The sequence below is a fragment of the Microbacterium sp. LBN7 genome (genome assembly GCF_045690345.1).
In the GTDB taxonomy this organism is placed as follows: Bacteria; Actinomycetota; Actinomycetes; order Actinomycetales; family Microbacteriaceae; genus Microbacterium.
This window is the reverse complement of record NZ_CP147856.1, coordinates 4,070,024-4,093,635: the sequence shown is the minus strand read 5'-3', so window position 1 is coordinate 4,093,635 and position 23,612 is coordinate 4,070,024. Positions and strand designations below refer to the sequence as shown.

General features: G+C 69.8%; 23 protein-coding genes and 1 tRNA gene. 18 read left to right on the top strand and 6 right to left on the bottom strand.

The window, feature by feature from the left end; translation table 11 throughout:
- Both LBN7_RS19890 and LBN7_RS19885 read left to right on the top strand, forming a co-directional pair.
- Positions 1-1,011: an alpha-ketoacid dehydrogenase subunit beta gene (locus tag LBN7_RS19890; protein ID WP_116635005.1), complete on the top strand. Its 1,011-nt coding sequence runs from the start codon at positions 1-3 to the stop codon at positions 1,009-1,011.
- Positions 1,008-2,375: a dihydrolipoamide acetyltransferase family protein gene (locus tag LBN7_RS19885; protein WP_407360592.1), complete on the top strand. Its 1,368-nt coding sequence runs from the start codon at positions 1,008-1,010 to the stop codon at positions 2,373-2,375. The genes LBN7_RS19890 and LBN7_RS19885 overlap by 4 nt, the downstream gene beginning before the upstream one ends.
- Here LBN7_RS19885 and LBN7_RS19880 read toward each other — a convergent pair.
- On the bottom strand, positions 2,368-2,979 hold the full coding sequence (locus tag LBN7_RS19880) for a TetR/AcrR family transcriptional regulator (protein WP_116635003.1): 612 nt from the start codon (positions 2,977-2,979) through the stop codon (positions 2,368-2,370). The genes LBN7_RS19885 and LBN7_RS19880 overlap by 8 nt on opposite strands.
- Before the next feature lie 112 nt (positions 2,980-3,091).
- Here LBN7_RS19880 and LBN7_RS19875 point away from each other — a divergent pair, with 112 nt between their 5' ends.
- The 5 genes from LBN7_RS19875 to LBN7_RS19855 are packed head-to-tail and all read left to right on the top strand — an operon-like array spanning position 3,092 to position 9,005.
- Entirely contained in the window at positions 3,092-4,645 is a 1,554-nt protein-coding gene (locus tag LBN7_RS19875) for a carboxyl transferase domain-containing protein (protein WP_407360591.1), read from the top strand.
- 5 nt (positions 4,646-4,650) lie between these two features.
- A complete protein-coding gene (locus tag LBN7_RS19870; protein ID WP_407360590.1) occupies positions 4,651-6,555 on the top strand; it encodes a biotin carboxylase N-terminal domain-containing protein in 1,905 nt (634 codons plus the stop codon).
- Between the two features lie 2 nt (positions 6,556-6,557).
- Positions 6,558-7,706, top strand: coding sequence for an acyl-CoA dehydrogenase family protein (locus LBN7_RS19865; protein ID WP_407360589.1), 1,149 nt, complete (start codon positions 6,558-6,560; stop codon positions 7,704-7,706).
- 10 nt (positions 7,707-7,716) lie between these two features.
- Positions 7,717-8,199, top strand: a complete 483-nt coding sequence (locus LBN7_RS19860) for a MaoC family dehydratase (RefSeq protein ID WP_116634999.1) — start codon at positions 7,717-7,719, stop codon at positions 8,197-8,199.
- A complete protein-coding gene (locus LBN7_RS19855; RefSeq protein WP_407360588.1) occupies positions 8,196-9,005 on the top strand; it encodes an HpcH/HpaI aldolase/citrate lyase family protein in 810 nt (269 codons plus the stop codon). The genes LBN7_RS19860 and LBN7_RS19855 overlap by 4 nt, the downstream gene beginning before the upstream one ends.
- Here LBN7_RS19855 and LBN7_RS19850 read toward each other — a convergent pair whose 3' ends face one another.
- Together LBN7_RS19850 and LBN7_RS19845 are read right to left on the bottom strand one after the other, a co-directional pair.
- Positions 9,006-9,593 carry a histidine phosphatase family protein gene (locus tag LBN7_RS19850; protein WP_407360587.1) on the bottom strand — a complete coding sequence of 196 codons (588 nt, stop codon included), beginning with the start codon at positions 9,591-9,593 and terminating at the stop codon, positions 9,006-9,008.
- Complete coding sequence (locus LBN7_RS19845; RefSeq protein ID WP_341945436.1) at positions 9,590-10,429, bottom strand: Sir2 family NAD-dependent protein deacetylase; 840 nt, start codon at positions 10,427-10,429, stop codon at positions 9,590-9,592. The genes LBN7_RS19850 and LBN7_RS19845 overlap by 4 nt, the downstream gene beginning before the upstream one ends.
- A gap of 82 nt (positions 10,430-10,511) precedes the next feature.
- On the opposite strand from LBN7_RS19845, the gene LBN7_RS19840 reads away from it, so the two are divergent.
- Positions 10,512-11,312 (top strand): TrmH family RNA methyltransferase, encoded by an 801-nt coding sequence (locus tag LBN7_RS19840; RefSeq protein ID WP_407360586.1) that lies wholly within the window; start codon positions 10,512-10,514, stop codon positions 11,310-11,312.
- 13 nt (positions 11,313-11,325) lie between these two features.
- Here the strand turns inward: LBN7_RS19840 and LBN7_RS19835 are convergent, their stop codons facing one another.
- Positions 11,326-12,153 (bottom strand): SGNH/GDSL hydrolase family protein, encoded by an 828-nt coding sequence (locus LBN7_RS19835; RefSeq protein ID WP_407360585.1) that lies wholly within the window; start codon positions 12,151-12,153, stop codon positions 11,326-11,328.
- Positions 12,154-12,300: 147 nt separating this feature from the next.
- On the opposite strand from LBN7_RS19835, the gene LBN7_RS19830 reads away from it, so the two are divergent.
- Positions 12,301-14,043 carry a DEAD/DEAH box helicase gene (locus LBN7_RS19830; RefSeq protein WP_341945431.1) on the top strand — a complete coding sequence of 581 codons (1,743 nt, stop codon included), beginning with the start codon at positions 12,301-12,303 and terminating at the stop codon, positions 14,041-14,043.
- Positions 14,044-14,232: 189 nt separating this feature from the next.
- A complete protein-coding gene (locus LBN7_RS19825; RefSeq protein ID WP_116634994.1) occupies positions 14,233-15,327 on the top strand; it encodes a VIT1/CCC1 family protein in 1,095 nt (364 codons plus the stop codon).
- Positions 15,328-15,398: 71 nt separating this feature from the next.
- Here the strand turns inward: LBN7_RS19825 and LBN7_RS19820 are convergent.
- Positions 15,399-15,481, bottom strand: a tRNA-Leu gene (locus tag LBN7_RS19820).
- Positions 15,482-15,593: 112 nt separating this feature from the next.
- Between LBN7_RS19820 and LBN7_RS19815 the strand changes: the two genes are divergently transcribed.
- The gene (locus tag LBN7_RS19815; RefSeq protein ID WP_116634993.1) at positions 15,594-16,889 is read left to right on the top strand and encodes a M20/M25/M40 family metallo-hydrolase; all 1,296 of its coding nucleotides are present in this window, start codon (positions 15,594-15,596) and stop codon (positions 16,887-16,889) included.
- Between the two features lie 47 nt (positions 16,890-16,936).
- Positions 16,937-17,761 (top strand): undecaprenyl-diphosphate phosphatase, encoded by an 825-nt coding sequence (locus LBN7_RS19810; RefSeq protein WP_116634992.1) that lies wholly within the window; start codon positions 16,937-16,939, stop codon positions 17,759-17,761.
- Positions 17,762-17,767: 6 nt separating this feature from the next.
- Here LBN7_RS19810 and LBN7_RS19805 read toward each other — a convergent pair whose 3' ends face one another.
- Positions 17,768-18,616: a PAC2 family protein gene (locus tag LBN7_RS19805; RefSeq protein WP_116635402.1), complete on the bottom strand. Its 849-nt coding sequence runs from the start codon at positions 18,614-18,616 to the stop codon at positions 17,768-17,770.
- 79 nt (positions 18,617-18,695) lie between these two features.
- Here LBN7_RS19805 and LBN7_RS19800 point away from each other — a divergent pair, with 79 nt between their 5' ends.
- Genes LBN7_RS19800 through tatA form a run of 6 tightly spaced genes read left to right on the top strand, consistent with a single transcriptional unit; the run spans position 18,696 to position 23,600 of the window.
- Positions 18,696-19,388 carry an HAD family phosphatase gene (locus LBN7_RS19800; RefSeq protein WP_116634991.1) on the top strand — a complete coding sequence of 231 codons (693 nt, stop codon included), beginning with the start codon at positions 18,696-18,698 and terminating at the stop codon, positions 19,386-19,388.
- Positions 19,385-20,404, top strand: coding sequence for a tRNA (adenine-N1)-methyltransferase (locus LBN7_RS19795; protein WP_116634990.1), 1,020 nt, complete (start codon positions 19,385-19,387; stop codon positions 20,402-20,404). The genes LBN7_RS19800 and LBN7_RS19795 overlap by 4 nt, the downstream gene beginning before the upstream one ends.
- A 10-nt stretch (positions 20,405-20,414) precedes the next feature.
- Entirely contained in the window at positions 20,415-21,347 is a 933-nt protein-coding gene (locus LBN7_RS19790; RefSeq protein WP_116634989.1) for a hypothetical protein, read from the top strand.
- On the top strand, positions 21,347-22,339 hold the full coding sequence (locus tag LBN7_RS19785) for a YafY family protein (protein ID WP_116634988.1): 993 nt from the start codon (positions 21,347-21,349) through the stop codon (positions 22,337-22,339). Before LBN7_RS19790 ends, LBN7_RS19785 begins: the two co-directional genes overlap by 1 nt.
- Positions 22,336-23,319 (top strand): helix-turn-helix transcriptional regulator, encoded by a 984-nt coding sequence (locus LBN7_RS19780; protein ID WP_407360584.1) that lies wholly within the window; start codon positions 22,336-22,338, stop codon positions 23,317-23,319. The genes LBN7_RS19785 and LBN7_RS19780 overlap by 4 nt, the downstream gene beginning before the upstream one ends.
- A 44-nt stretch (positions 23,320-23,363) precedes the next feature.
- Complete coding sequence (tatA, locus tag LBN7_RS19775) at positions 23,364-23,600, top strand: twin-arginine translocase TatA/TatE family subunit (protein WP_116634986.1); 237 nt, start codon at positions 23,364-23,366, stop codon at positions 23,598-23,600.
- The last annotated feature ends 12 nt before the right edge of the window (positions 23,601-23,612 follow it).

The window sequence follows — 23,612 nt, the reverse complement described above, 5'->3', positions numbered from 1 at the left end:
ATGACGGAGATGACCCTCGGCAAGGCCCTCGGAGCAGGACTCCGCCAGGCCATGCGCGACGACGAGAAGGTGGTCCTCCTGGGCGAGGACATCGGCAAGCTCGGCGGCGTGTTCCGCATCACCGACGGACTGCTGGACGAGTTCGGCGCCTCCCGCGTGATCGACACACCGCTCGCGGAGTCGGGCATCGTCGGCATGGCCGTCGGGCTCGCGTTCCGCGGCTACCGTCCGGTCGTCGAGATCCAGTTCGACGGCTTCGTGTACCCGGCTTTCGACCAGATCGTCGCGCAGGTCGCGAAGCTCCACTACCGCACGCAGGGCCGTGCGAAGATGCCGATCACGATCCGGATCCCGTGGGCGGGCGGGATCGGCGCGGCCGAGCACCACTCGGAATCGCCGGAGGCGTATTTCGTGCACACCGCCGGGCTCCGCGTCGTCGCCGTCTCCAACCCGGAGGACGCCTACCGCAGCCTGCGTCAGGCCATCGCCAGCGATGACCCCGTGATCTTCTTCGAACCCAAGCGGCTGTACCACCACAAGGGCGAGGTCGACCTCGCGGCGCCTCTCGCCGATGCGTCGCCGATGGGGCTCGCCCGTGTCATGCGGACCGGTACCGATGCCACGCTCATCACATACGGGGCCATGGTGTCCACGGCCCTCCAGGCGGCCGACGCCGCCGAGGACGAGGGGATCTCGCTCGAGGTCATCGACCTGCGCTCGCTGTCTCCGATCGACTACGACTCGGTCGCCGCGTCGGTGCGCAAGACCGGACGGGTCGTGGTCGCACACGAGGCCTCGCGCGAAGCGGGGGTCGCCGCCGAGGTGATCGCCAGCATCACCGAGCGCTGCTTCGAATACCTCGAGTCCGCGCCTCTGCGCGTCACCGGGCACGACATCCCCTATCCGCCCGCGAAGCTCGAGAAGTACCACCTGCCGGATCTCGATCGGCTCCTCGACGCGGTGGATCGCGTGCTGGACCGACCCAACAGCCTGACGGGAGCAGACGCATGAATGCGGAGTTCCGCCTGCCGGACCTCGGTGAAGGTCTCACCGAGGCAGAGGTCGTGCAGTGGCTCGTCGCGCCGGGAGACGTGGTCGCTCTGAATCAGACTCTCGCAGAGGTCGAGACGGCCAAGGCCATCGTCGAGCTGCCGTCGCCCTACGAGGGCACGGTCGCGACCCTGCACGCGGGAGCCGGCGAGACGGTCGCCGTCGGCGCCCCGCTGATCGACTTCGACGTGGAGGGTGAGGAAGACCCGATCCCGACGGACGACCCGGGGGAGAAGGCGCAGCCGAACCTCGTCGGCTACGGCGCGGCGCCGACGACGGCGGGTCGTCCTGCTCGTCGCGCGCGTCGCGCGAGCGCAGCCGCGGCGGTCTCGGACACCGCCGTCCTCGAGGCGGCGCCACATGACGCCACACCCACGGCGAGCCCCCGCGCGGTGATCGAGCGCCCTCGGTCCACGCCGCCTGTCCGTGCGCACGCCAAGCGTCTCGGCATCGATCTGGTCCTGGTCGCGGCAGAGGTGGGGGATCGGCTGATCACCCGCAACGATGTCGACGCCTACGCCGAGCGTGTCGGAGCAGTCCCCGCCCCGACCACCGCGACAGCGTCGCCCGTCGATGCCGCGCCTGTCACGCCCGCCGCGCTGTTCGCGACGGCGCAGCACGAGGAGCGCGAGACCCGCATCCCCATCCGCGGCGTCCGCAAGCACACCGCGGCCGCCATGGTGCAGAGCGCCTTCACCGCGCCGCACGTCACCGTCTTCCACACGGTCGACGTGACGGCGACCATGGACCTCCTGTCGAGTCTCCGCGAAGACCGGTCTCTCGCCGAGCATCGCATCGGCCCGCTCGCGGTCATCGCGAAGGCGGTCTGCCTCGCGCTCGGCCGTGCACCGGGCCTCAACTCGCGCTGGGACGAGCCGGCGGGCGAGATCGTCCAGTACAACTTCGTCGACCTCGGCATCGCGGCAGCGACGGATCGCGGCCTCATCGTCCCGAACATCCGTGACGCGGATCAGCTGAGCCTCACGGGACTGGCGGGGGCGCTGAAGGCTCTCGCCGAGACGGCACGCGCGGGCAAGACGTCACCCGCGGAGCTCGCCGGCGGCACGTTCTCGATCTCCAACATCGGCGTGTTCGGCGTGGACGCGGGTACGCCCATCCTCCCGCCGGGTCAGTCCGGCATCCTCGCCGTCGGTGCGGTGCGCCGGCAGCCGTGGGAGTACCGCGGTGAGATCGCGCTGCGTCAGGTGATGACGCTCAGCCTTTCGTTCGACCACCGGCTGGTCGACGGGGCGGAGGGTGCGCGATTCCTGAAGGACGTCGCCGACGTCCTTCAGGAGCCCGGCCGCGCGATGCTCTTCAGATAGCGGCTCGCAGAGCGGCATCCGCCATCGCGACGAGAACGCTCGCGGTGGCGGCATGCCGCCGCGCGGCGGCACGAGTGCTGTGCGGCGTCGAGTTGATCAGGCCGAAGCAGGCCTGCACGCGGAGCCGGAGCTCATCCCGGTGAGCGGGGGAGTCGTCGCGGGTGGGATGGAGCGGCTCCAGCACGTCCATCCAGAGTTCGATGTAGGCGCGCTGGAGTCGTCGGACCTCGGCCCGATCCGTCTCGGAGAGGTGGGCGACATCGCGATCCTGCACCTGGATCACCTCGGCGTTCCCGAGCGCGAAGTCCACGTGGAAGCGGATCAGCGTCTGCATCCGCTCATCGGGTGTCTCCGCGCCGTCCGCGACCCGCTGGCCGCCGTGGATCAGGTACTGGCTGACCTTCACCAGGACCGCCCCGAGCAGCGCCTGCTTGCCGGCGAAATGGCGATAGACCGCCGGTCCTGACACGCCGACCGCGGCACCGATGTCCTCGAGGCTCACGCCGGTGTAGCCGCGCTCGGCGAAGAGCCGAGCGGCGGCGTGAAGGATCGCGTCGGAGCGCTCGGCCTTGGCGCGGTCTCGGGCGGTGACCGGGCTTGTCATCTCAGTTAATCCTCGCTAACCTGAATCAACGGGTTAGTGAACACTAACCGAGAATGCATGCACCGCGCCAGGGTCATCGACGGGCGCGACGTGGGTCGAGGAGGACATCACGATGCCGGCAACCCAGGAGTCGCTCGCCGACGAGCTGCGGGAGCGCCTTGCGACGGCGGCGCGCGGAGGCCCCGAGGCCTCGCGCGAACGTCATCTGGCGCGAGGGAAGCTGCTCCCGCGGGACCGCGTGGCGCGGCTCCTCGACGAGGGCAGCCCGTTCCTCGAGGTCGCCCCGCTCGCGGCCGACGGACTGTACGGGGGAGAGGCGCCGGGCGCCGGCGTCATCGCGGGGATCGGGCTCGTCCACGGCCGTCACGTGATGGTGGTCTGCAACGACGCGACGGTCAAAGGCGGCACGTACTTCCCCCTGACGGTGAAGAAGCACCTCCGCGCCCAGGAGATCGCCCTCGAGAACCGGCTGCCGTGCCTCTACCTCGTCGATTCGGGCGGCGCATTCCTGCCGAAGCAGGACGAGGTGTTCCCCGACCGCGAGCACTTCGGGCGGATCTTCTTCAACCAGGCGCGGATGTCCGCGGAGCGGATCCCGCAGCTCGCCGCCGTCCTCGGCTCCTGCACGGCAGGCGGCGCCTACGTCCCCGCGATGAGCGATGAGACGGTCATCGTCCGCGGTCAGGGCACGATCTTCCTCGGCGGTCCGCCCCTCGTGAAGGCCGCGATCGGCGAGATCGTGACGGCGGAGGAGCTGGGCGGCGGGGAGCTGCACGCCCGCCGCAGCGGCGTCGTCGACCATCTCGCGGAGGACGACGAGCACGCTCTCGAGATCCTTCGTGACATCGTCGCCACGCTGCCCCCGTCGCAGGCACCCGCCTGGGAGGTGCACGACAGCCGGCCGCCGTCCGAGCTGTCCTCCCTCTACGACGTCGTCCCCGTCGACGTGAACGCGGCGTACGACGTCCGCGAGGTCATCTCCCGGCTGGTCGACGGCGACAGCTTCCGCGAGTTCAAGGCCGAGTACGGCACGACCCTGGTGACCGGCTTCGCCCGGCTGCACGGGCATCCGATCGGGATCGTCGCCAACAACGGCGTGCTGTTCAGCGAGTCCGCACTCAAGGGCGCGCACTTCATCGAACTGTGCGACCAGCGCGGCATCCCGCTGATCTTCCTGCAGAACATCACCGGATTCATGGTCGGATCGGATGCCGAGGCCGGCGGCATCGCGAAGGACGGGGCCAAGATGGTCACCGCCGTCGCCAGCACCCGCGTCCCCAAGCTCACGGTCATCATCGGCGGATCCTTCGGTGCCGGCAACTACTCCATGTGCGGTCGCGCCTACTCGCCGCGCTTCCTGTGGACGTGGCCGGCCAGCCGCATCTCGGTCATGGGCGGCGCACAGGCGGCATCCGTCCTCGCGACCGTCAAGGAGGATCAGCTCTCCGCGCGCGGCGACGAATGGACCCCCGAGGACCGGGCGTCGTTCGAGGCGCCGATCCGCGAGCAGTACGAGCAACAGGGCGAGCCGTACTACGCGACCGCCCGCATCTGGGACGACGGCATCGTCGACCCGGCACAGACCCGTGACCTCCTGGGCCTCGCCCTCGACGTCGTCGCCCGCAGTCCGCTGCCCGAACCGCGCTTCGGCGTCTTCCGGATGTGAGTGCCATGTACTACGACACCGTCCTCGTCGCGAACCGTGGAGAGATCGCGCGCCGCGTGATCCGCACGCTGCGTGATCTCGGCATCCGCAGCGTCGCGGTCTACAGCGACGCCGATGCCGACGCGCCGCATGTCCGCGAGGCGGACGCCGCTGTGCGCATCGGACCGGCGCCGGCCGCGGAGTCCTATCTCGACATCGATGCCGTCATCGCCGCGGCTCGTGCCACGGGTGCCCAGGCCATCCATCCCGGCTACGGCTTCCTCTCGGAGAGCGTGGGCCTCGCGGAAGCCTGTGCGGAGAGCGGGATCGTCTTCATCGGACCGTCCGTCGAGGCCCTGCAGATCATGGGAGACAAGGCGCGGGCGCGCGACCACGTCATGCGCTACGGCGTGCCGGTCGTGCCGGGCTTCGACGCCAGAGGGCTCTCCGACGGCGAGATCGCAGAGGAGGCGCACCGCGTCGGCTTCCCGCTGCTGGTCAAGCCCAGCGCAGGTGGGGGCGGGAAGGGCATGGAGGTCGTCGCGGATGCGGCCGGCCTCGGCGGCGCGCTGGCGTCGGCTCGACGCGTCGCGGCAGCCGCGTTCGGCGACGACTCCCTGATCCTCGAGCGACTGATCCGGCGCCCTCGGCACATCGAGGTGCAGGTCTTCGGAGATGCCCACGGAACCGTGGTCGCGCTCGGCGAGCGCGAGTGCACGCTGCAGCGCCGACACCAGAAGGTGATCGAAGAGGCGCCCTCGGCCGGGATCCCGGCGGAGACGAGGGAGCGACTCCTCTCCGCCGCCGTCCACGCCGGCGAGAGCGTGTCCTACGTCGGTGCCGGGACCGTCGAGTTCCTCGTCGACGCGGATTCGCCGGAGGACGTCTTCTTCATCGAGATGAACACGCGGCTGCAGGTGGAGCATCCGGTCACCGAGGAGGTCACCGGGCTCGACCTGGTCGCGCTGCAGCTGCGCGCCGCCGCCGGTCTGCCGCTGGATGTCACGCCGACGATCAGCGGTCACGCCGTCGAAGCGCGCGTGTACGCGGAATCTCCGGAACGCGGCTTCCTTCCCTCGACGGGGACCGTGCTGCTCTTCGACCCGCCCACGGGCGTCCGCGTGGACGCGGCGATCGAGACCGGCAGCGAGGTGACGGGGTTCTACGACCCCATGATCGCGAAGATCATCGCGTTCGCCGAGGACCGCACGACGGCACTGCGACGCCTCGACGAGGCGCTGGCGAAGACGGTAGTGCTGGGCGTCGACACGAACATCGCGTTCCTGCGTCAGCTCTGCAACGACGCCCGCGTCATCGCCGGCGATCTCGACACCGGGCTCATCGACACGCTGCTGCCGGTGAGCGCGGAGGCGCCGTCGGCGGCGATGCTCTCGGCCGCCCGTGCCGTGGCACCGACGGCGACGGAGCCCGTCAGGACGAGCGCGCTCTGGCGCGAGCTCCCCGGCTGGCGTCTGGGGGCGGGACCTGCGGCGCACGCGCCCTTCGCGCTGCTCACCGACGACGACGAGCTCATCGAGGTGCCGGTCGGCGACGACGTGACACCCGGGACGACGGCACGTGCTGCTGTCGATGCCGATGGAGCCGTCTGGGTCTCGGAAGACGGCAGGACCGCTCGTCTGCGTCCTCTCGACCGACGTCAGCGGATGCGACGTCGGCACGCCGCGCACGATCGTGGCGCTGCGGCGACCGAGCCGGAGGCGCGCGCGCCGATGCCGGGGAGCGTCGTCGCCGTGCACGTGGAGGACGGCGCGTCCGTCTCCGCGGGCACCCCGCTGATCGCCATCGAGGCGATGAAGATGGAGCACCCCGTGCTCGCGCCGCACGACGGCGTGGTGCAGCTGCTGGTCGCCGTGGGCGATCAGGTTCGACGCGACCAGCCGGTCGCGCGAGTGACGACGGAAGAGAGCTGAAGATGGAAGACCTGTCCGAAGAGGAGCGCGAGCTCGCCGCCATGGTGCGCGAGTTCGCCGAGACCGTCGTCGCGCCCCAGTCGTACGAGGCGGACCGCACGCACACCCTGTCGATGGACGTCGTGGCGCAGATGGGCGACCTCGGCTTGTTCGGCCTGCCGTTCCCCGAGGAGTACGGCGGCCAGGGCGGCGACTACATGGCACTCGGCATCGCGATCGAAGCGCTCGGCCGGGTCGACCAGTCCATCGCCATCACGCTCGAGGCGGGGGTCAGCCTCGGCGCCATGCCGATCTTCCGCTTCGGCACCGAGGAGCAGCGCCAGGAGCTGCTTCCCGACCTCCTCGCCGGTCGTGCTCTCGCGGGCTTCGGTCTCACCGAGCCGGAAGCCGGCAGCGACGCGGGGGCGACGCGCACCACGGCCCGGCTGGAGGGCGACGAATGGGTGATCGAGGGCTCCAAGCAGTTCATCACGAACTCCGGCACGCCGATCACGCGGTTCGTGACCGTGACCGCGGTCACCGGCGTCGAGAACGGCCGCAAGGAGGTCTCGACGATCATCGTTCCCAACGGCACGCCAGGGTTCACCGTCGAGCCGCCCTATGACAAGGTCGGCTGGAACGCGTCCGACACGCACCCGCTGAGCTTCCAGGGTGCCCGCGTCCCGGTGGCGAACCTGCTGGGCGAGCGCGGACGCGGATTCAAGAACTTCCTCAGCATCCTCGACGAGGGGCGCATCGCGATCGCCGCTCTGTCCACGGGTGCCGCGGAAGGGTGCCTGGAAGCCGCGATCGACTACGCGAAGAGCCGCACGATCTTCGGCAGCGCGCTGAGCACTCGTCAGAACGCGCAGTTCACGCTGGCACGGATGCGTGCGCGGGTGCACACGGCACGACTCGCCTGGCATCATGCGGCGCGACTGCGCGACGCTGACAAGCCGTTCGCCGAGGCCGCCGCGATCGCCAAGCTCGTCGCGGGCGAAGCCGCGATGGACAACGCCAGGGACGCCACCCAGATCTTCGGCGGGAACGGATTCATGAACGAGTTCCCCGTGGCACGGCACTACCGCGACTCGAAGATCCTCGAGATCGGCGAGGGCACCACCGAGGTGCAGCTCCTCGTCATCGCCCGCGGGCTCGGCCTCGCCGGGTAGCGTGGGCGACATGCCAGAGGACATCATCCAACGCGGCCTCTACTACGAGGAGTTCGTGACGGACGCCCGGTATCTGCACCGACCGGGACGCACGGCGACCGAGGCCGACAACGTGCTCTTCACGACGCTGACCATGAACACGCAGGCGCTGCACCTCGATGCGGCGTTCGCCGACGCCCAGGCTCCGTTCCACGCACGGCTGATGAATTCCATGTGGACGCTGTCGACGATGGTCGGCGCATCCGTCGCTCAGCTGACGCAGGGCACGCTGGTGGCTCAGCTCGGCTTCGGCGACATCACGTTCCCTCATCCGCTGTTCGCGGGCGACACGCTCTACACCGAGAGCGTGATCGTCGACAAGCGGCTGTCGTCGTCACGACCGGGGCAGGGCATCGTGCAGATCGCGCACACCGGACGCAATCAGGACGGCACCGTGGTCGCCACGGCCACGAGAAGCGCCCTCGTGCACTGCCGGCCGGAGGCGTCCGCATGACGACGTTCGACCTGGGCCCGGCGCTGCTGTTCTGCCCCGCCGACCGCCCCGAGCGCTTCGGCAGGGCGTTGGAACGGGCGGACGCGGTGATCCTCGACCTCGAGGATGCCGTGCTCCCTGACGCGAAGGCGGCGGCGCGCACCAACCTGATCAGCGCCGCGATCGATCCCGATCGTGTGATCGTGCGGGTGAATGCACCGAACAGCGAGCACTTCGCCGCCGACCTCGAGGCTCTCGAGCAGACCGACTTCCGCACCGTCATGGTGGCGAAGACCGAGGGCGCCGACGGTCTGTCCGCGTTCGACGACCGGTTCTCGCTCGTCGCGCTGTGCGAGACGGCTCTCGGCATCCACGCGGCCGCCGAGATCGCCGCGCATCCGCTCGTCTCGGCGATGATGTGGGGGGCGGAGGACCTCGTGGCCTCGCTCGGCGGCACTTCCTCTCGCACGGCGGGCGGCGCCTACCGCGAGATCGCCCGCTACGCCCGCTCGCGCGTGCTCCTCGAGTCGGGCGCGCACGGCAAGGCGGCGATCGACGCGGTGTACATCGACATCGACGACGTGCAGGGCCTCGAGGAGGAGGCGACGGATGCCGCGGCCTCCGGGTTCCGTGCCACGGCGTGCATCCATCCGAGCCAGGTCGCCGTGATCCGCGCGGCGTACCTCCCGGATGAGGCGACCGTCGCGTGGGCGAGCGCAGTCCTGCTCGCCGCGGAGAGCGAACGCGGTGTCTTCCGCTTCGAGGGCCGGATGGTGGACGAGCCCGTGCTGCGGCACGCGCGGTCCGTCGTGGGCCGCGTCCGCTGATCAGATGACCAGCGACTCCTCGAGGAGCCGGAGGGAACCCGGAGACGCCTCGAAGCGGTGCGCCGAGCCGTTCGCGATGACCTCTCCCTCTCGCGGCAGCGTGCCGCCGGAGACCTGATCGATCACCGAGCGGATGACGCCGCCGTGCGCCACCACCAGCACGGATTCGGCCCGTGGGGCAGACCTGCGCCGCGACTCGCGCGCGATCGCGTGGAGGGCGGCGATGGCTCGCACGCCGACCTCGTGCAGGGACTCCGCGCCAGGAACCTCGGCGTGCCAGTCGCCGTACGTCGAGATGTACTCGGAGACCAGCATCCCCTCGCCCTCGCCGAACTCGCGCTCTCGCACGTCGGGGACGACCCCGGCGAACTCCAGACCGAGCTCTGCGGCGATGATCTCGGCCGTCTCCTTCGCCCGGAGCAGCGGGCTCGAGTAGATCGCGTGGTGCGGCGTCGCGGCGAGATGACCGGCCGCGCGGTGCGCGTCGGCGCGCCCCTTCTCGTTCAGCGGGATGTCGGTCGAGCCCTGGATGCGTCGGGCGAGATTCCAGTCCGTCTGGCCGTGGCGGATGAGGGTGATGAAGGTCACGAGAGAAGTTCCTGAAGGGCGGGGAGCACGTCGCTGGTGCCGGCGGCGATCGTGAGATCGGCCCAGGCGTCCGCGCGAGTCGGCTCGCGATTGACGATGATCAGAGGGATGCTGCGGCGGCGCGCGCGTTCGATGAGGCGGACGCCGGAGTTCACCACGAGCGAGGAGCCCGCCACGATGAGCGCCGAGCTGGAGCGCAGCAGGGACTCCGCTGCGCGGAAGCGATCCTGCGGCACGTACTCGCCGAAGAAGACGACATCGGGCTTCAGCATCCCATCGCACACGGTGCAGGTCGGGATGACGAAGCCCTCCGTGCTCTCCGGGAGCACGTCGCCATCGGGGGCGAGCGCGACGTTCTCGGGCACCGTGATCCAGGGATTCAGCTCCTCGATCTGCACCGCCACGTCGCGGCGGTCGAAGACCTGGCCGCAGTGCAGGCAGAGCACGCGACGCATGGTGCCGTGCACCTCGATGACGTGCGAGCTGCCGGCGCGCAGGTGCAGTCCATCGACGTTCTGCGTGATGACGCCCGACACGATTCCCGCGGACTCCAGTTCGGCGAGGGCGACGTGCCCCGGGTTGGGTGTCGCGCGTGCGAATGCGCGCCATCCGAGGTGGCCGCCGACCCAGTAGCGTCGCCGGGCCGCCTCGTCGCCGAGGTACGTCTGGATGGTCATCGGATCGCTGCGGGTCCTGGCGCCTTCGCCGCGATAGGCGGGGATGCCGGAGTCCGTGGAGATACCCGCACCGGTCAGGAGAGCGATCCGCCTGCCCCGGAGCAGCCCGGCCGCCTGGGCGAGTGTCGCCGACAGCTCGGCAGTGCTCGATGCGCTCACAGGACCTCCCCGAGCGAGTCTACGACGTGTCGCAGGGGTCGGTCGTGCCGCGAGTCGTCCGTCGGGTGGCAGAGTGGCTCTCGTGGAACTCATCTCCGTGGCCGACGCCGCAGACCCCCGACTCGACGACTACCGGGGTCTCACCGACACGGCTCTCCGCGCGCTGCGGGAACCGCCGGACGGGCTGTACATCGCCGAGTCGACGAAGGTCATCGCCCGCGCGGTCGCGGCCGGCCATCGCCCCCGTTCCGTTCTCGTGCAGGAGCGCCGGATCGACGACATCCGAGGCATCGTCGGCGCCCTCGATGTGCCGGTCTACGTCGTGCCGGATGAGGTGGCCGAAGCGGTCACCGGGTTCGCCGTGCACCGCGGGACGATCGCGTCGATGCACCGCCCGCAGCTTCCGACCGTCCGCGAGGTCATCCAGGGCGCCGGTCTCGTGCTGATCCTCGAGAACATCGGCGACCACACGAACGTCGGCGCCGCGTTCCGTGCGGCGGCCGGCCTGGGCGCCGACGCCGTGCTGGTGTCGCCCGGCGGCGCCGACCCGCTGTATCGCCGCAGCGTGCGGGTGAGCATGGGGACGGTCTTCCAGGTGCCCTGGACCCGGATGACGGACTGGGCGCAGTCCGTGACGGACCTGCATTCAGAAGGCTTCGATATCGCCGCCCTGGCACTCGAAGACGACGCCATCACACTGGACGCGTACGTCGACATCCATCCGGAGCGCGTCGCCGTCGTGATGGGGGCCGAGGGCGACGGCCTCTCCCGCACCGCGATCGCCAGCGCCGATCACGTCGTGACGATCCCGATGAGCGGGGGAGTGGACTCGCTCAACGTCGCCTCCGCCGCGGCGGTCGCGCTCTGGGCCCTGCGACGCTGAGTCCGCCCGCGGATCAGTCCTGATCGAGCCGGATCATCGGCGCCGCCTCGGGACGCTTCGCCGCGACGTGATCGCCGGAGGACTGGTGACGCAGCCGTCGAAGGACCCAGGGCACGAAGTGCTCGCGCGCCCAGCCGAAGTCCTCGGAGCGGGCCTCCCGCCATGTCCGCACCGGCAGAGGCTCGGGCTGCATGGACTCGAGCTCGTTCGGCACGTTCAGTGCGCGCAGGGCCATGCGCGCGACCTCGTGGTGGCCGAGCGCGTTGTAGTGCAGACGATCGTCGTCGAAGAAACGCATGTCCTGGACGACCTTGAGCGCCCACTGGTCCGCGACGATGCAGTCGTGCCGCTCGGCGATTGCCCGCACGTTCTCGTTGTAGATCGCGACCTTGCCGCGGAACGCGCGGAATACGGGGGTGAATCCGGTGTCGATGCCGGTGAACAGGAGCACCGCGGCGCCCGTGGAGGATAGCCTCGCGACGGCATCCTCCAACTGCGCGGCGATCGCGTCAGGATCGGTTCCCGGACGGATGACGTCGTTCCCGCCGGCGCAGATGGAGACGAGATCGGGGTGCAGGGCGACGGCGGGTTCGATCTGGTCGGCGACGATCTGCGCGATGAGCTTCCCCCGAACCGCGAGGTTCGCGTAGGCGAAGTCGTCGACCTGCTGGCCGAGCACCTCGGCGACGCGATCGGCCCAGCCGCGGTGGCCGCCCGGTGCGCTCGGGTCGGGGTCGCCGATGCCCTCGGTGAACGAGTCGCCCACGGCCACGAACCGTCGCCAGGGGTGCACGCTCTCGTTGGGGACGTAGGGGGTCCGAGTCGAATCCTGGTCGGTCATCCAGCTCTCCTTCGCGAACGGGTGCGCCGGGCGGTGGCCGCAGCGCAGTGAACGAGCCTACCCGGCGACGGCGCGTCGCGGCAGGGGTGACGGGAGCGTCGCGCCCCGTGCGCCGCAGTGTCGGCGGGAGCGATTATCGTGGACTCGATGCTCTCTCCGTCCTTTCCTCAGCGCGCCCCGTGGGGAACGGCGAACAAGCTGCGGGCGTGGCAGCAGGAGGCCCTGGAGCAGTACTTCGAAGCCGACCAGCGCGACTTCCTCGTCGCCGCGACACCCGGCGCCGGCAAGACGACATTCGCCCTGACCCTCGCCGTCGAGATGATGCGCATGGGTGAGGTCAACCGCATCATCGTGGTCGCTCCCACCGAGCACCTCAAGACGCAGTGGGCCGACGCGGCCGCGCGCGTGCACATCCGCCTCGACCCCCGGTTCCGCAACAGCGACTGGGCGCCGGCGCGGCACTATCACGGCGCGGTGGTGACGTATGCGCAGGTCGCGGCGAAGTCGTCGGTGCATCGACACCTGACCGAAGACGCGAAGACGCTCGTGATCCTCGACGAGGTGCATCACGGTGGCGACGCGCTCAGCTGGGGAGACGCGATCCGCGACGCGTACGGGCCGGCGAAGCGACGGCTGCTGCTGTCGGGGACGCCGTTCCGCAGCGACACCGCGCCCATCCCGTTCGTCGAGTACCACCCCGACGAGTCCGGAGCGCGCATCTCCCGCACCGACTACAACTACGGCTACGGACGAGCCCTCGCCGACGGCGTCGTGCGTCCGGTGCTGTTCCACATGTACGCCGGCAAGATGCGCTGGCGGACGACGTCGGGCGACGAGCTCGAGACCCACCTCGGCCAGGACAACACGAAGGACGTCACCTCGCAGGCGTGGCGCACGGCGCTCGATCCCGAAGGGGAGTGGATGCCGGCGGTGCTGTCGGCGGCGGACCGGCGCCTCACGGAGATCCGACACCACGTGCCGGATGCCGGCGGTCTCGTGCTCGCGACGGATCAGACCGTGGCGCGCGCCTACGCGAAGATCCTCCACAGCATCACCGGGCAGCAGCCGACCGTCGTCCTCTCCGACGACGCGACCGCGTCGGAGCGCATCGAGAAGTTCAGCGCCGGCGACCAGCGCTGGATGGTCGCGGTGCGCATGGTGTCCGAGGGCGTCGACGTGCCGCGGCTCGCCGTCGGCGTGTACGCCACCTCATCGTCGACCCCGCTCTTCTTCGCCCAGGCCATCGGACGCTTCGTGCGAGCGCGTCGTCGGGGTGAGGCGGCGAGCGTCTTCCTTCCGCAGGTCCCTGTGCTCATGGGGCTCGCCGGCGAGATGGACAAGGAGCGGGACCACGCTCTCGACCGCCAGTCGAAGGATGACGACGGGCTCGAGGACTCCCTGCTCGAGAGCGCCAATCGCGAGGACGAGGCCTCCGATGCTCTGGCCCAGGAGTTCAGCTACCAGGCGCTCTCCTCGGTCGCCCACTTCGACCGCGTGGTGTTCGAGGGCCAGGAGTTCGGTCAGCTCGCCGAGCCCGGTACCCCGGAGGAGGAGGAGTTCATCGGGTTCCCCGGTCTCCTCGAGCCCGAGCACGTGCACGAGCTCCTCATGCAGCGTCAGAGCCGCCAGTCCCGCCTGCGCGAGGCTCGTGAGGCCGCTGCGGGCCCCACCGAGACGACGACGCTCCCCGCCCCTCTCCACCGCACGCTCAAAGAGCAGCGCCAGCTTCTGAACAGCCTCGTCGGGCTGTACGCGCGGCAGAAGGGGGAGCCCCACGGCGCCGTGCATGCCGAGCTCCGCCGCATCTGCGGTGGCCCCGCCGTCGCGCAGGCCACGGTGACCCAGCTGCAGTCGCGCATCGACGTGCTGCGCAAGCGCGTCCGCTCCTGATCGCCCCGCGGTCCCTGAGCCTGTCGAGGGCGGTCCCTGAGCCTGTCGAAGGGCGGTCCCTGAGCCTGTCGAAGGGTTCGGATCCCCGAAATGCTGGCAATCCTCGTCTCAGCAGGGTTCGCGCGCACCGGCGCGGCTAGCGTGGAACGGTTGCCCGCGCACTCGGGCTTCGTGACGCCTGGAGGATCCATGACAGCGCCTGCCGCCGCAGAGCCGACACCCGCTGATCACCGCCGATGGGCGCGCTACCTCGTCGAGGAGCGCGCCGAGGGGGCGGTGTACCAGAAGCTCGCCGCCCGTCGCACGGGAGAGGAGCAGGAGATCCTGCTCCGGCTCGCGGATGCCGAGCGGCGCCATGAGCAGCACTGGCTCGACCTTCTCGGCGGTGAGCCGAAGCGCCTGCCGCATGCCGGCATCCGCTCCCGCCTCCTGGGCTGGATGGCGGGTCGCTTCGGCTCGATCTTCGTGCTCGCCCTCGCGCAGAGCGCGGAAGCCCGGTCGCCGTACGACTCCGAGCAGTACGCGACTCCCGCGATGCGCGCCGACGAGAAGATCCACTACGAGGTGGTGCGTGGGCTTGCCGCTCGAGGACGTCGACGTCTGTCCGGCTCGTTCCGTGCCGCGGTCTTCGGCGCCAACGACGGCCTGGTCAGCAATCTCGCCCTCGTGCTCGGCATCGGCGCGACCGGGGTGAGCTCCGGATTCGTGCTCTTCAGCGGAATCGCAGGTCTGCTCGCCGGCGCGCTCTCGATGGGTGCGGGGGAGTTCGTGTCGGTGCGGTCCCAGCGCGAGCTGCTGGCCGCGACCGAGGCCAACGAGGACGCAGCGGATGCCGCAGGCGATCTCGACATCGACGAGAACGAGCTGGCGCTCGTCTACCGAGCACGCGGCATGGAGCAGGAGGAGGCACTGGTCCGTGCGCATCGCATCGTCGAGGCAGCGAAAGCCGGCGCTCGTCGCGCGGCGACAGGGCCCGTGCGCGTGCCGGGGAGCGACCACGAGATCGTCGGCAGCGACTGGACGGCCGCGATCTCGAGCTTCCTGCTCTTCGCATCCGGCGCGATCATCCCGGTGCTGCCGTGGATCTTCGGGCTGCAGGGTGCCGCAGCCGTCATCCTCGCCCTGGTGCTCGTGGGCATCGCCCTGCTGAGCACGGGCGCCATGGTCGGCGTCCTCTCCGGCGGTCCTCCGCTGCGCCGCGCGCTGCGTCAGCTGGCGATCGGCTTCGGCGCCGCAGCGGTCACGTACATCCTCGGGCTCGTGTTCGGCGTCGGGGCGGTGTGACGCCGTCCTGCCCGTCCCCGGGATGCGAAGAAGGCCCCTGATCCGTGGATCAGGGGCCTTCTTCTTACCTGTGCGCGGAGGGGGACTTGAACCCCCACGCCCTTACGGGCACTACGACCTCAACGTAGCGCGTCTACCATTCCGCCACCCGCGCAGGTTTTGGATGATCGTTGCCGACCGAAGAATGAGATTAGCACGTAATCCGGCGCGCTTCGAACCGAGCCGTACGCCCGGGCGTGGCTCGCCGTTTCGGTAGCCTGGGAGTCATGACCGATCCCTCTCTGCCCGAGGTCGTCCGCATCGCGAGCGACCTGATCCGGTTCGACACGTCGAACTTCGGCGGCGGCAACGCCAAGGGGGAGCGGGAGGCGGCGGAGTACGTCGGCGCGTACCTCCAGGCTCTGGGGCTGGAGGTCGAGTACTACGAGCCGATCCCGCGCCGCACCAACGTCATGGCGCGGGTGCCGGGCCGCGACAGCAGCAAGCCCGCCCTGGTCGTGCACGGTCACCTGGACGTCGTTCCCGCGATGGCCGAGGACTGGAGCGTCGATCCGTTCGCCGGCCTCGTGCAGGACGGGATGCTGTGGGGCCGAGGTGCCGTCGACATGAAGAACATGAACGCGATGATCCTCACGGCCGTCGCCGACATCCTGCGAGCGGGGGAGCGGCCGGAGCGCGATCTCGTGCTGGCGTTCTTCGCCGACGAGGAGAACGGCGGCGTCGAGGGGTCGGCCCTGGTCGTGCAGAACCGTCCGGAGTGGTTCGAAGGCGCCACCACGGCCATCAGCGAGGTCGGTGGCTACTCGATCACGGTCGACGACCGCCGCGCCTATCTGCTGCAGGTGGGGGAGAAGGCCCTCATCTGGATTCGCCTTGTGGCCAAGGGGCGTGCGGGGCACGGCAGCCGTCTGCACGACGACAACGCGGTCACGAAGCTCGCCGAGGCGGTCGCCGCCATCGGACGCACACGGTGGCCTCTCCGCCTCACACCGACGACCGAGGCTCTCCTCGCGGGTCTCAGCGCCCTGACGGGCCGCAGCGCCGAGGACCCGGATGCCCTCGCGGCCGCCGCCGGGCCCGCCGAGGCCTTCCTGCGCTCGTCCTTCCGGACCACGTCCAACCCCACGGCCCTGACGGCGGGGTACAAGCACAACGTGATCCCCGAGCGCGCCGAGGCGCTGATCGACGTGCGCGTGATCCCCGGCACCGAGGACGACGTCCTGGCCGAGCTGCAGCAGATCGTCGGCGACGAGATCGTCATCGAGACGGTCGTGCGCGACATCGGCATGGAGACGCCCTTCGAGGGCGAGCTCGTCGAGGCCATGGTCGCGAGCATCGGCCGCCACGACCCCGGCGTCCCCGTGATCCCGTATCTGCTGGGGGCCGGAACCGACAACAAGGCGCTGGCCTACCTCGGCATCACGGGATACGGGTTCGCTCCGCTGAAGCTGCCGGCCGACCTCGACTTCACGGGCATGTTCCACGGCGTCGACGAGCGTGTGCCCGTAGAATCGCTTGTCTTCGGCCAGCGTGTGCTGGCCGATCTGCTGCGCACGTACTGACCGCAGCCCGCCCGCTTCCGCGCCCTCCCCTCACCAGAAGGCCCTCCATGCACCTGCTCGAAGCCCTCATCCTCGGCATCGTCCAGGGACTCACAGAGTTCCTGCCCATCTCCTCCAGCGCCCACCTGCGCATCCTCGGCACGTTCCTGCCGTCGGGGGAGGACCCGGGGGCGGCGTTCACCGCGATCACCCAGATCGGCACCGAGGCAGCCGTCGTGGTCTTCTTCTGGCGTGACATCGTGCGCATCATCTCGCAGTGGTTCCGCTCGCTCGCGGGACGCGTTCCGCGCAGCGACCCGGACGCGCGGATGGGCTGGATGATCATCATCGGCAGCATCCCGATCGTCGTGCTCGGCCTGTTCTTCCAGGATCAGATCGAGACCGTGTTCCGCTCGCTCTGGATCGTGGCGATCATGCTGATCGTGTTCGGCATCCTGCTCGGCGTCGCCGACCACGTCGGGGCGAAGCGTCGCAAGCTCGGCGACCTGACCTACCCGCACGGCATCGCGTTCGGATTCGCGCAGGCTCTCGCTCTGATCCCCGGCGTCTCCCGCTCCGGTGGCACGATCACGATGGGACTCTTCCTCGGATACGAGCGCGCCGCAGCGGCTCGATACGCCTTCCTGCTCGCGATCCCGGCGGTCTTCGGCAGCGGCTTCTATCAGGTGTTCAAGAGCTGGGGAGAGCCCTCGTTCTTCTCGTTCGGCGACACGCTGGCCGCGACCGGCATCGCGTTCGTCGTCGCGCTCGGCGTCATCGCGTTCTTCATGAACTTCATCTCGAAGCGCAGCTTCCTGCCGTTCGTGATCTACCGGATCCTGCTCGGCACGGTGCTGCTGATCCTGCTCGGCACCGGAGTGATCGCGGCCTGAGCCGCGTCAGCGCTTGTGATCGCCGGGGGCGTCGCCCCGGCGGCGCAGGTAGCGTTCGAACGCCTGCGCGATCGCGTCGCCGGATGCCTCGGGGGAGTCCCAGGTGTCGCGGGTGCGCTCGAGCTGGCGGATGTACTCGGCCATGTCCTCGTCTTCGGATGCGGCGGCATCGATCGACGCCTCCCACGTGGCTGCCTCCGTGCGCAGGTGCTGTCGGTCGACGTCGACGCCGGTGAGCTCCTCGAGGCGATCGAGGAGCGCGAGGGTGACCTTGGGGGAGGGCGTGGCCGAGGCGACGTAGTGGGGCACGCTCGCCCACAGACCAGCGGTCGGGATTCCCGCGCTCTCGGCGAAGTGCTCGAAGACGCTGAGGATGCCGACCGGCCCCTCGTAGAGCGAGCGCTCGAGGCCATGAGCCTCCCGCACCTGCTCGTTCTGGCTCGAGGCGAAGATTGAGATCGGGCGGGTGTGCGGGACATCCGCCAGCATGGCGCCCATTGTCACGAGTCCGGTGATGTCGTCGCGCAGGGCGATGTCGATGAACTCCGAGGCGAACGCCTGCCATGTGCGCGCCGGCTCCACGCCGGTGAGCAGCCAGAACTCGGGACCGGGGCCGGGGTCGCGCGGCCGCCAGAGGCCGGCCTCCGGCCACTTGAGCTGTCGGCGCCCCTCCGCATCCATCTGCGTCGACGGTCGCGTGTACTGGTAGTCGAAATACAGCTCGGGGTCGACGGAATGCACGAGCTCGTACTCCGACGACGAACGCAGCGCCTCGACGGCGCCACTGGCTGCTTCGCCCGCGTCGTTCCAGCCGTCGAAGGCGGCGATGACGATGCGTGAACCGAGAACATCCATCATGGGCTCCCTTCGAGATCGAGGACGTATCCCTCCAGGCTAGTCCGCGGCGGCGGGATGTGGGCGGCACCGGGCTAGCATGGGTTCAGTGAGCAGAAAGCCCCGCGCAGTCCTCTGGGACATGGATGGAACACTGGTCGACACCGAGCCGTACTGGATGGCGGCGGAGACGTCGCTGGTGGAGTCCTTCGGCGGGTCGTGGACCCATGAAGATGCTCTGCAACTGGTGGGGAGCGGCCTCATCGACAGCGCGATCATCCTGCAGAACGCGGGCGTCGCGATGGAGCCGGAGGCGATCGTCGCTCATCTGACCGATGTGGTGCAGGAGTCGCTGCGCACCCAGGGCGTCCCGTTCCGACCGGGCGCGCGCGAGCTTCTCGCCGAGCTCAGGGACGCCGGCATCCCCACCGGGCTGGTCACGATGTCCCTCCGCAGGATGGCGCTGAACGTCGTCGACCTCATCGACTTCGAGGCGTTCGACATCGTCGTCGCCGGAGACGACGTCGACAATCCCAAGCCGCACCCCGAGCCGTACCTGCAGGCCGCCGCCCTTCTCGACGTCGACATCACCGAGGTCGTCGTGATCGAGGATTCGCCGACGGGAGTGCGCGCGGGCCTCGCCTCCGGCGCCGTGACGCTCGGCGTGCCGCACATCGTCCCGCTGGACGATCTCGGAGCCCACGAGCTCTGGCCGACGCTCGCCGGGCGAGGCGTGTCGGACCTCGGCGACCTGTTCGACGCCAAGAGCGCGATGACGGAGGTCACCCGATGACGGATTCCGCTGCCCAGCGACCGAGTGGGCCCTTCCGCGTGGGTGATCGCGTCCAGCTGACGGGTCCGAAGGGCCGTCTCCACACCGTGACCCTCCGCGAGGACGGCGAGTTGCACACGCACCAGGGTGTGCTCCGTCACCGTGATCTCATCGGTCTTCCGGACGGCTCGGTGGTGGCGAACAGCTCGGGGCACGATTATCTCGCCCTGCGTCCGCTGCTGCGGGACTTCGCGATGTCGATGCCGCGCGGCGCCGCGATCGTGTATCCGAAGGATGCCGCGCAGATCGTCATGCAGGCGGACATCTTCCCCGGCGCCACAGTCGTCGAGGCCGGGGTCGGCTCCGGGGCGCTGTCGCTGTCGCTCCTCCGCGCGATCGGGCCGGTCGGGCAGCTGATCTCGTTCGAGCGACGCGACGACTTCGCCGACGTCGCCCGCGGCAATGTCGAGACGTTCTTCGGCGAGCACCCCGACACCTGGCGCGTCGTCGTCGGCGACCTCGTCGAATCACTGCCCGCCGAGGCCCCGGCGGGAACCGTCGACCGCGTCGTGCTCGACATGCTCGCCCCCTGGGAGTGCATCGACGCCGTGGCGGAGGCGCTGACGCCCGGTGGCGTCGTGCTCTGCTACATCGCGACGGCCACCCAGCTCTCGCGCGTCGCCGAGTACATCCGGGGAACCGGGCTCTTCACCGACCCCGATGCGTCCGAGACCATGGTGCGCGGCTGGCACGTGGAAGGGCTCGCGGTGCGCCCGGACCACCGGATGGTCGCGCACACCGGCTTCCTGCTGACCGCCCGCCGTCTCGCTCCCGGCGCGGTGGCCCCGTCGGTCAAGCGCCGCGCGTCGAAGAGCAGCTACGGCGACCACGACGTGGAGGCCTGGACCCCTGGTGCCGTCGGCGACCGCGAGATCAACGACAAGAATCTGCGCAAGCGCGCCAGAGAGGCGGGCAAGGCGGCCGAGGGGGCGCGCCTTGCTGCTGCTGCGCGCGAATCGGAGCACGCGACGGAATAGACTGGAGCGCGTGCGTAAAACGTCCGCCGTTCTGGCCTCCCTCAGCCTCGCCGTCCTCGCCCTGACAGGCTGCACCGCGTCGGCCTCCTACGACGGCGCTGCGTGCGATCGCAGCGCCGACGCGAACGACATCCAGGACGCGGTCACCGTCGAAGGCGACTTCGGCGCAGCCCCCGACGTCTCTGTCTTCTCGCCGCTGCACCTGAAGAAGTCGTCCTACGCCGACATCACCGTCGGAGACGGCCGCACGATCGTCAACGGCCAGCAGGCCCTCACCGTCGAGCTCTCGATCTTCAGCGGGGAGACCGGCGAGAAGGTCTACGCGACCGCCTATGACGAGGACAAGGGCCAGGTCTCCAACGCCGACTACTGGGCATCGCAGTCGCCCGGGCTCGCCAAGGCATTCGAGTGCGCGACCGAGGGTTCGCGCATCGTCGCCGGTCTCACGCCGGAGGACTTCGGCAAGGAGGCGCTGTCCGGCCTCGGCCTCTCCGACGACGACAACATGGTGTTCGTCATCGACGTGCTCGACGTGTTCCTGTCCAAGGCCGAGGGTTCGCTCCAGTTCAACGACGCCCAGGGCATGCCGACCGTGGTCCGCGCCGCAGACGGCACTCCGGGGATCATCGTCCCCGACAGCGCCGCGCCGAAGGAGCAGGTCGTGCAGACCCTCATCAAGGGCGACGGCGAGAAGGTCGGTGCCGATCAGATCCCGCTCGTCAACGTGACCGCGGTCAACTGGGACGACAAGAGCGTCGTCAACAGCACATGGGGACAGGGCCCGAGCGGCGACCTCGCATCGACGGTGCCGACCGTCGCCGAGGAGCTCGTCGGCAAGACCGTCGGCTCCCAGCTCCTCGTGGTGACCCCGGGCGCCGAGGGTGCAGCGGCCATCGTCTACGTCATCGACATCCTGGGCGCAGTGACGGCGCCCACGCAGTGATGGCCGCCCGGATCCCCGCGGAGGAGCGCCTGACGAATCTCGTCGTGGCGCTGATGGCCACGGAGATCGGGCTCACGAAGCAGCAGATCCTCGACAACGTCTCGGGATACCGTCAGCGCGCCGATGCCGGCACGCGGTCGGACGCCCTCGAGAAGATGTTCGAGCGCGACAAGGAGGAGCTGCGTTCACTCGGGGTGCCGATCGAGACGATCGGCGACGCCGCCGACCCGAACGACCTCCGCGAGGCGCGCTATCGCATTCCGCAGGCGGAATACGATCTGCCCGCCGACATCGAGTTCACCCCGGCCGAACTGGCCGTCCTCCGTCTCGCGGGCAGCGTCTGGAGCGCTGAGTCCGCGTCCGGCGACGCGCAGTCCGGCGTGCGCAAGATCCGGGCACTGGGCATCGACGGTGATGAGCCGATCATCGGGTTCGCACCTCGGATCACCGCCCGCGATGCGGCCTTCGCGCCGCTGCAGGACGCCATCGAGAAGAGCAGGGTCGTCGTCTTCGACTACCTCAAGCCCGGTGAGGCGGTGCCGCGTCGGCGCAGCATCCGTCCGCTGGCGCTCGTCGACTACGAAGCGCGCTGGCACGTCTTCGGCGTGGATGTCGACATCGACGAGGACCGGATGTTCCTGCTCAGCCGCATCGTCGGCGATGTGAAGGTGACGACGACCACCTTCGACCCGTCGCTGCGCGACGGTGCGGGGGAGCGTGCGCTCGCGGGACTCGACCGTGTCGCGGCGGAGAACGCCGCGCTGCTGGAGGTCACGCCGGGCACCGAGGCCGCCCTGCGGCTCGGTCGGCGTGCGACGCCGGCTGCGCAGGGCATCACGGTGCCGTTCGTCGACCTGCACATCCTCGCCGACGAGCTCGCCTCGTACGGGCCCGAGGTGCGCGTGGTCGAGCCGGCGACGCTGCGGGATGCCGTCATCGCGCGTCTTCAGGCCGTCGTCGACGCCCACGCCGATCGCGAGGAGGCACGATGAGCGCCCAGCCCAAGCCCCTGCTCGCCGCTGATCGCGTGCGGCTCTACCTGACCCTCGTGCCCTACCTGCTCGAGCACGGCCAGGTGTCGCTCGCCGAGGCATCGGAGGAGTTCGGCGTCACGCCGCAGGAGATGCGCGGCATGGTCGAGAAGCTCACGGTCATCGGACTGCCCGGCGAATCCGGATACTGGCAGCAGCCGCAGGAGATGTTCGACATCAACTGGGACCTCCTCGATCTCGAGGACGTCATCGAGATCACGAACGATGTCGCGCTCCGCCGGGTGCCCCGATTCACGGCGCGCGAGGCCGCGGCGCTGCTCGCCGGGCTGCAGATGGTCGCGGCCGTTCCCGCGGTCTCCGACTCCGGGCTCGTCGCAGGGCTGATCTCCAAGCTGTCGCGCGGCGCAGCCGACGCGCCCGCCGATGTCGTGGTGGCCCCGAGCGCGGTCGACGAGGTGCGTGAGGTCGTGGCACGCGGGCTGCAGGACGGCGTCGCCATCTCGTTCACGTACCAGGCGCCGGATGCGGCGCCGACGACGCGCACGGTCGATCCGGTGCAGATCCTGATCACCAACGCGCAGTGGTACCTGCAGGGCTGGTGCCATCTGCGCCAGGCGATGCGCACGTTCCACCTGGATCGCGTGAGCGAGCCCCAGCTCACGGATATCCCGATCACCCACGGCGGGGATCAGGTTCCCGAGCCCTTCGCCGGTCTCGACGACGAGCGCGAGGTGACGGTGCGCGTCTCCGAGAGGTTCGCCCCGCTGCTCAGCGGATTCCTGCCTGCCACGACGCTCGAAGCCGTCGACGGCTCGGTCACCGCGCACGTGCATCTGGCCGATCCGCGTGGCATCAAGCGCCTCGCCGCACGGTTCGGCGGCGCCATGGAGGTTCTGGAACCCGGAGTGGCACGGTCGTCGACCCGCGAATGGGCGGCATCCGGACTCGCGCTCTATCACCGCCCCGATCACGAGGATTGATCTGTAGACTGGGGCGAAAGCTTACCGAAGACGGGAATCCTGACATGTTCGCTGGAATGCAAGGCTGGCACCTGCTCATCGTGCTCGCCGTGATCCTCCTTCTGTTCGGTGCTGCGAAGCTGCCGGCGCTCGCGAAGAGCATGGGCCAGTCGGCCCGCGTCTTCAAGGGCGAGATGAAGGCCATGAAGGACGAGGACGCGACGCGCACCGACGCCGTCGTCGCCGAGCCCACCACGGTGAAGGACTCCGGCGTCGACCCTGAGACTCCGCCTCGCGCCTGACCGACCGTGGCA

What these genes read in the sequence shown, in the direction of transcription:
- LBN7_RS19890 (WP_116635005.1), top strand. Translation starts at nt 1, where the DNA reads ATGACGGAGATGACCCTCGGCAAGGCCCTCGGAGCAGGACTCCGCCAG.
- LBN7_RS19885 (WP_407360592.1), top strand. Translation starts at nt 1,008, where the DNA reads ATGAATGCGGAGTTCCGCCTGCCGGACCTCGGTGAAGGTCTCACCGAG.
- LBN7_RS19880 (WP_116635003.1), bottom strand. Translation starts at nt 2,979, where the DNA reads ATGACAAGCCCGGTCACCGCCCGAGACCGCGCCAAGGCCGAGCGCTCC.
- LBN7_RS19875 (WP_407360591.1), top strand. Translation starts at nt 3,092, where the DNA reads ATGCCGGCAACCCAGGAGTCGCTCGCCGACGAGCTGCGGGAGCGCCTT.
- LBN7_RS19870 (WP_407360590.1), top strand. Translation starts at nt 4,651, where the DNA reads ATGTACTACGACACCGTCCTCGTCGCGAACCGTGGAGAGATCGCGCGC.
- LBN7_RS19865 (WP_407360589.1), top strand. Translation starts at nt 6,558, where the DNA reads ATGGAAGACCTGTCCGAAGAGGAGCGCGAGCTCGCCGCCATGGTGCGC.
- LBN7_RS19860 (WP_116634999.1), top strand. Translation starts at nt 7,717, where the DNA reads ATGCCAGAGGACATCATCCAACGCGGCCTCTACTACGAGGAGTTCGTG.
- LBN7_RS19855 (WP_407360588.1), top strand. Translation starts at nt 8,196, where the DNA reads ATGACGACGTTCGACCTGGGCCCGGCGCTGCTGTTCTGCCCCGCCGAC.
- LBN7_RS19835 (WP_407360585.1), bottom strand. Translation starts at nt 12,153, where the DNA reads ATGACCGACCAGGATTCGACTCGGACCCCCTACGTCCCCAACGAGAGC.
- LBN7_RS19830 (WP_341945431.1), top strand. Translation starts at nt 12,301, where the DNA reads ATGCTCTCTCCGTCCTTTCCTCAGCGCGCCCCGTGGGGAACGGCGAAC.
- LBN7_RS19825 (WP_116634994.1), top strand. Translation starts at nt 14,233, where the DNA reads ATGACAGCGCCTGCCGCCGCAGAGCCGACACCCGCTGATCACCGCCGA.
- LBN7_RS19815 (WP_116634993.1), top strand. Translation starts at nt 15,594, where the DNA reads ATGACCGATCCCTCTCTGCCCGAGGTCGTCCGCATCGCGAGCGACCTG.
- LBN7_RS19810 (WP_116634992.1), top strand. Translation starts at nt 16,937, where the DNA reads ATGCACCTGCTCGAAGCCCTCATCCTCGGCATCGTCCAGGGACTCACA.
- LBN7_RS19805 (WP_116635402.1), bottom strand. Translation starts at nt 18,616, where the DNA reads ATGGATGTTCTCGGTTCACGCATCGTCATCGCCGCCTTCGACGGCTGG.
- LBN7_RS19800 (WP_116634991.1), top strand. Translation starts at nt 18,696, where the DNA reads ATGGGTTCAGTGAGCAGAAAGCCCCGCGCAGTCCTCTGGGACATGGAT.
- LBN7_RS19795 (WP_116634990.1), top strand. Translation starts at nt 19,385, where the DNA reads ATGACGGATTCCGCTGCCCAGCGACCGAGTGGGCCCTTCCGCGTGGGT.
- LBN7_RS19785 (WP_116634988.1), top strand. Translation starts at nt 21,347, where the DNA reads ATGGCCGCCCGGATCCCCGCGGAGGAGCGCCTGACGAATCTCGTCGTG.
- LBN7_RS19780 (WP_407360584.1), top strand. Translation starts at nt 22,336, where the DNA reads ATGAGCGCCCAGCCCAAGCCCCTGCTCGCCGCTGATCGCGTGCGGCTC.
- tatA (WP_116634986.1), top strand. Translation starts at nt 23,364, where the DNA reads ATGTTCGCTGGAATGCAAGGCTGGCACCTGCTCATCGTGCTCGCCGTG.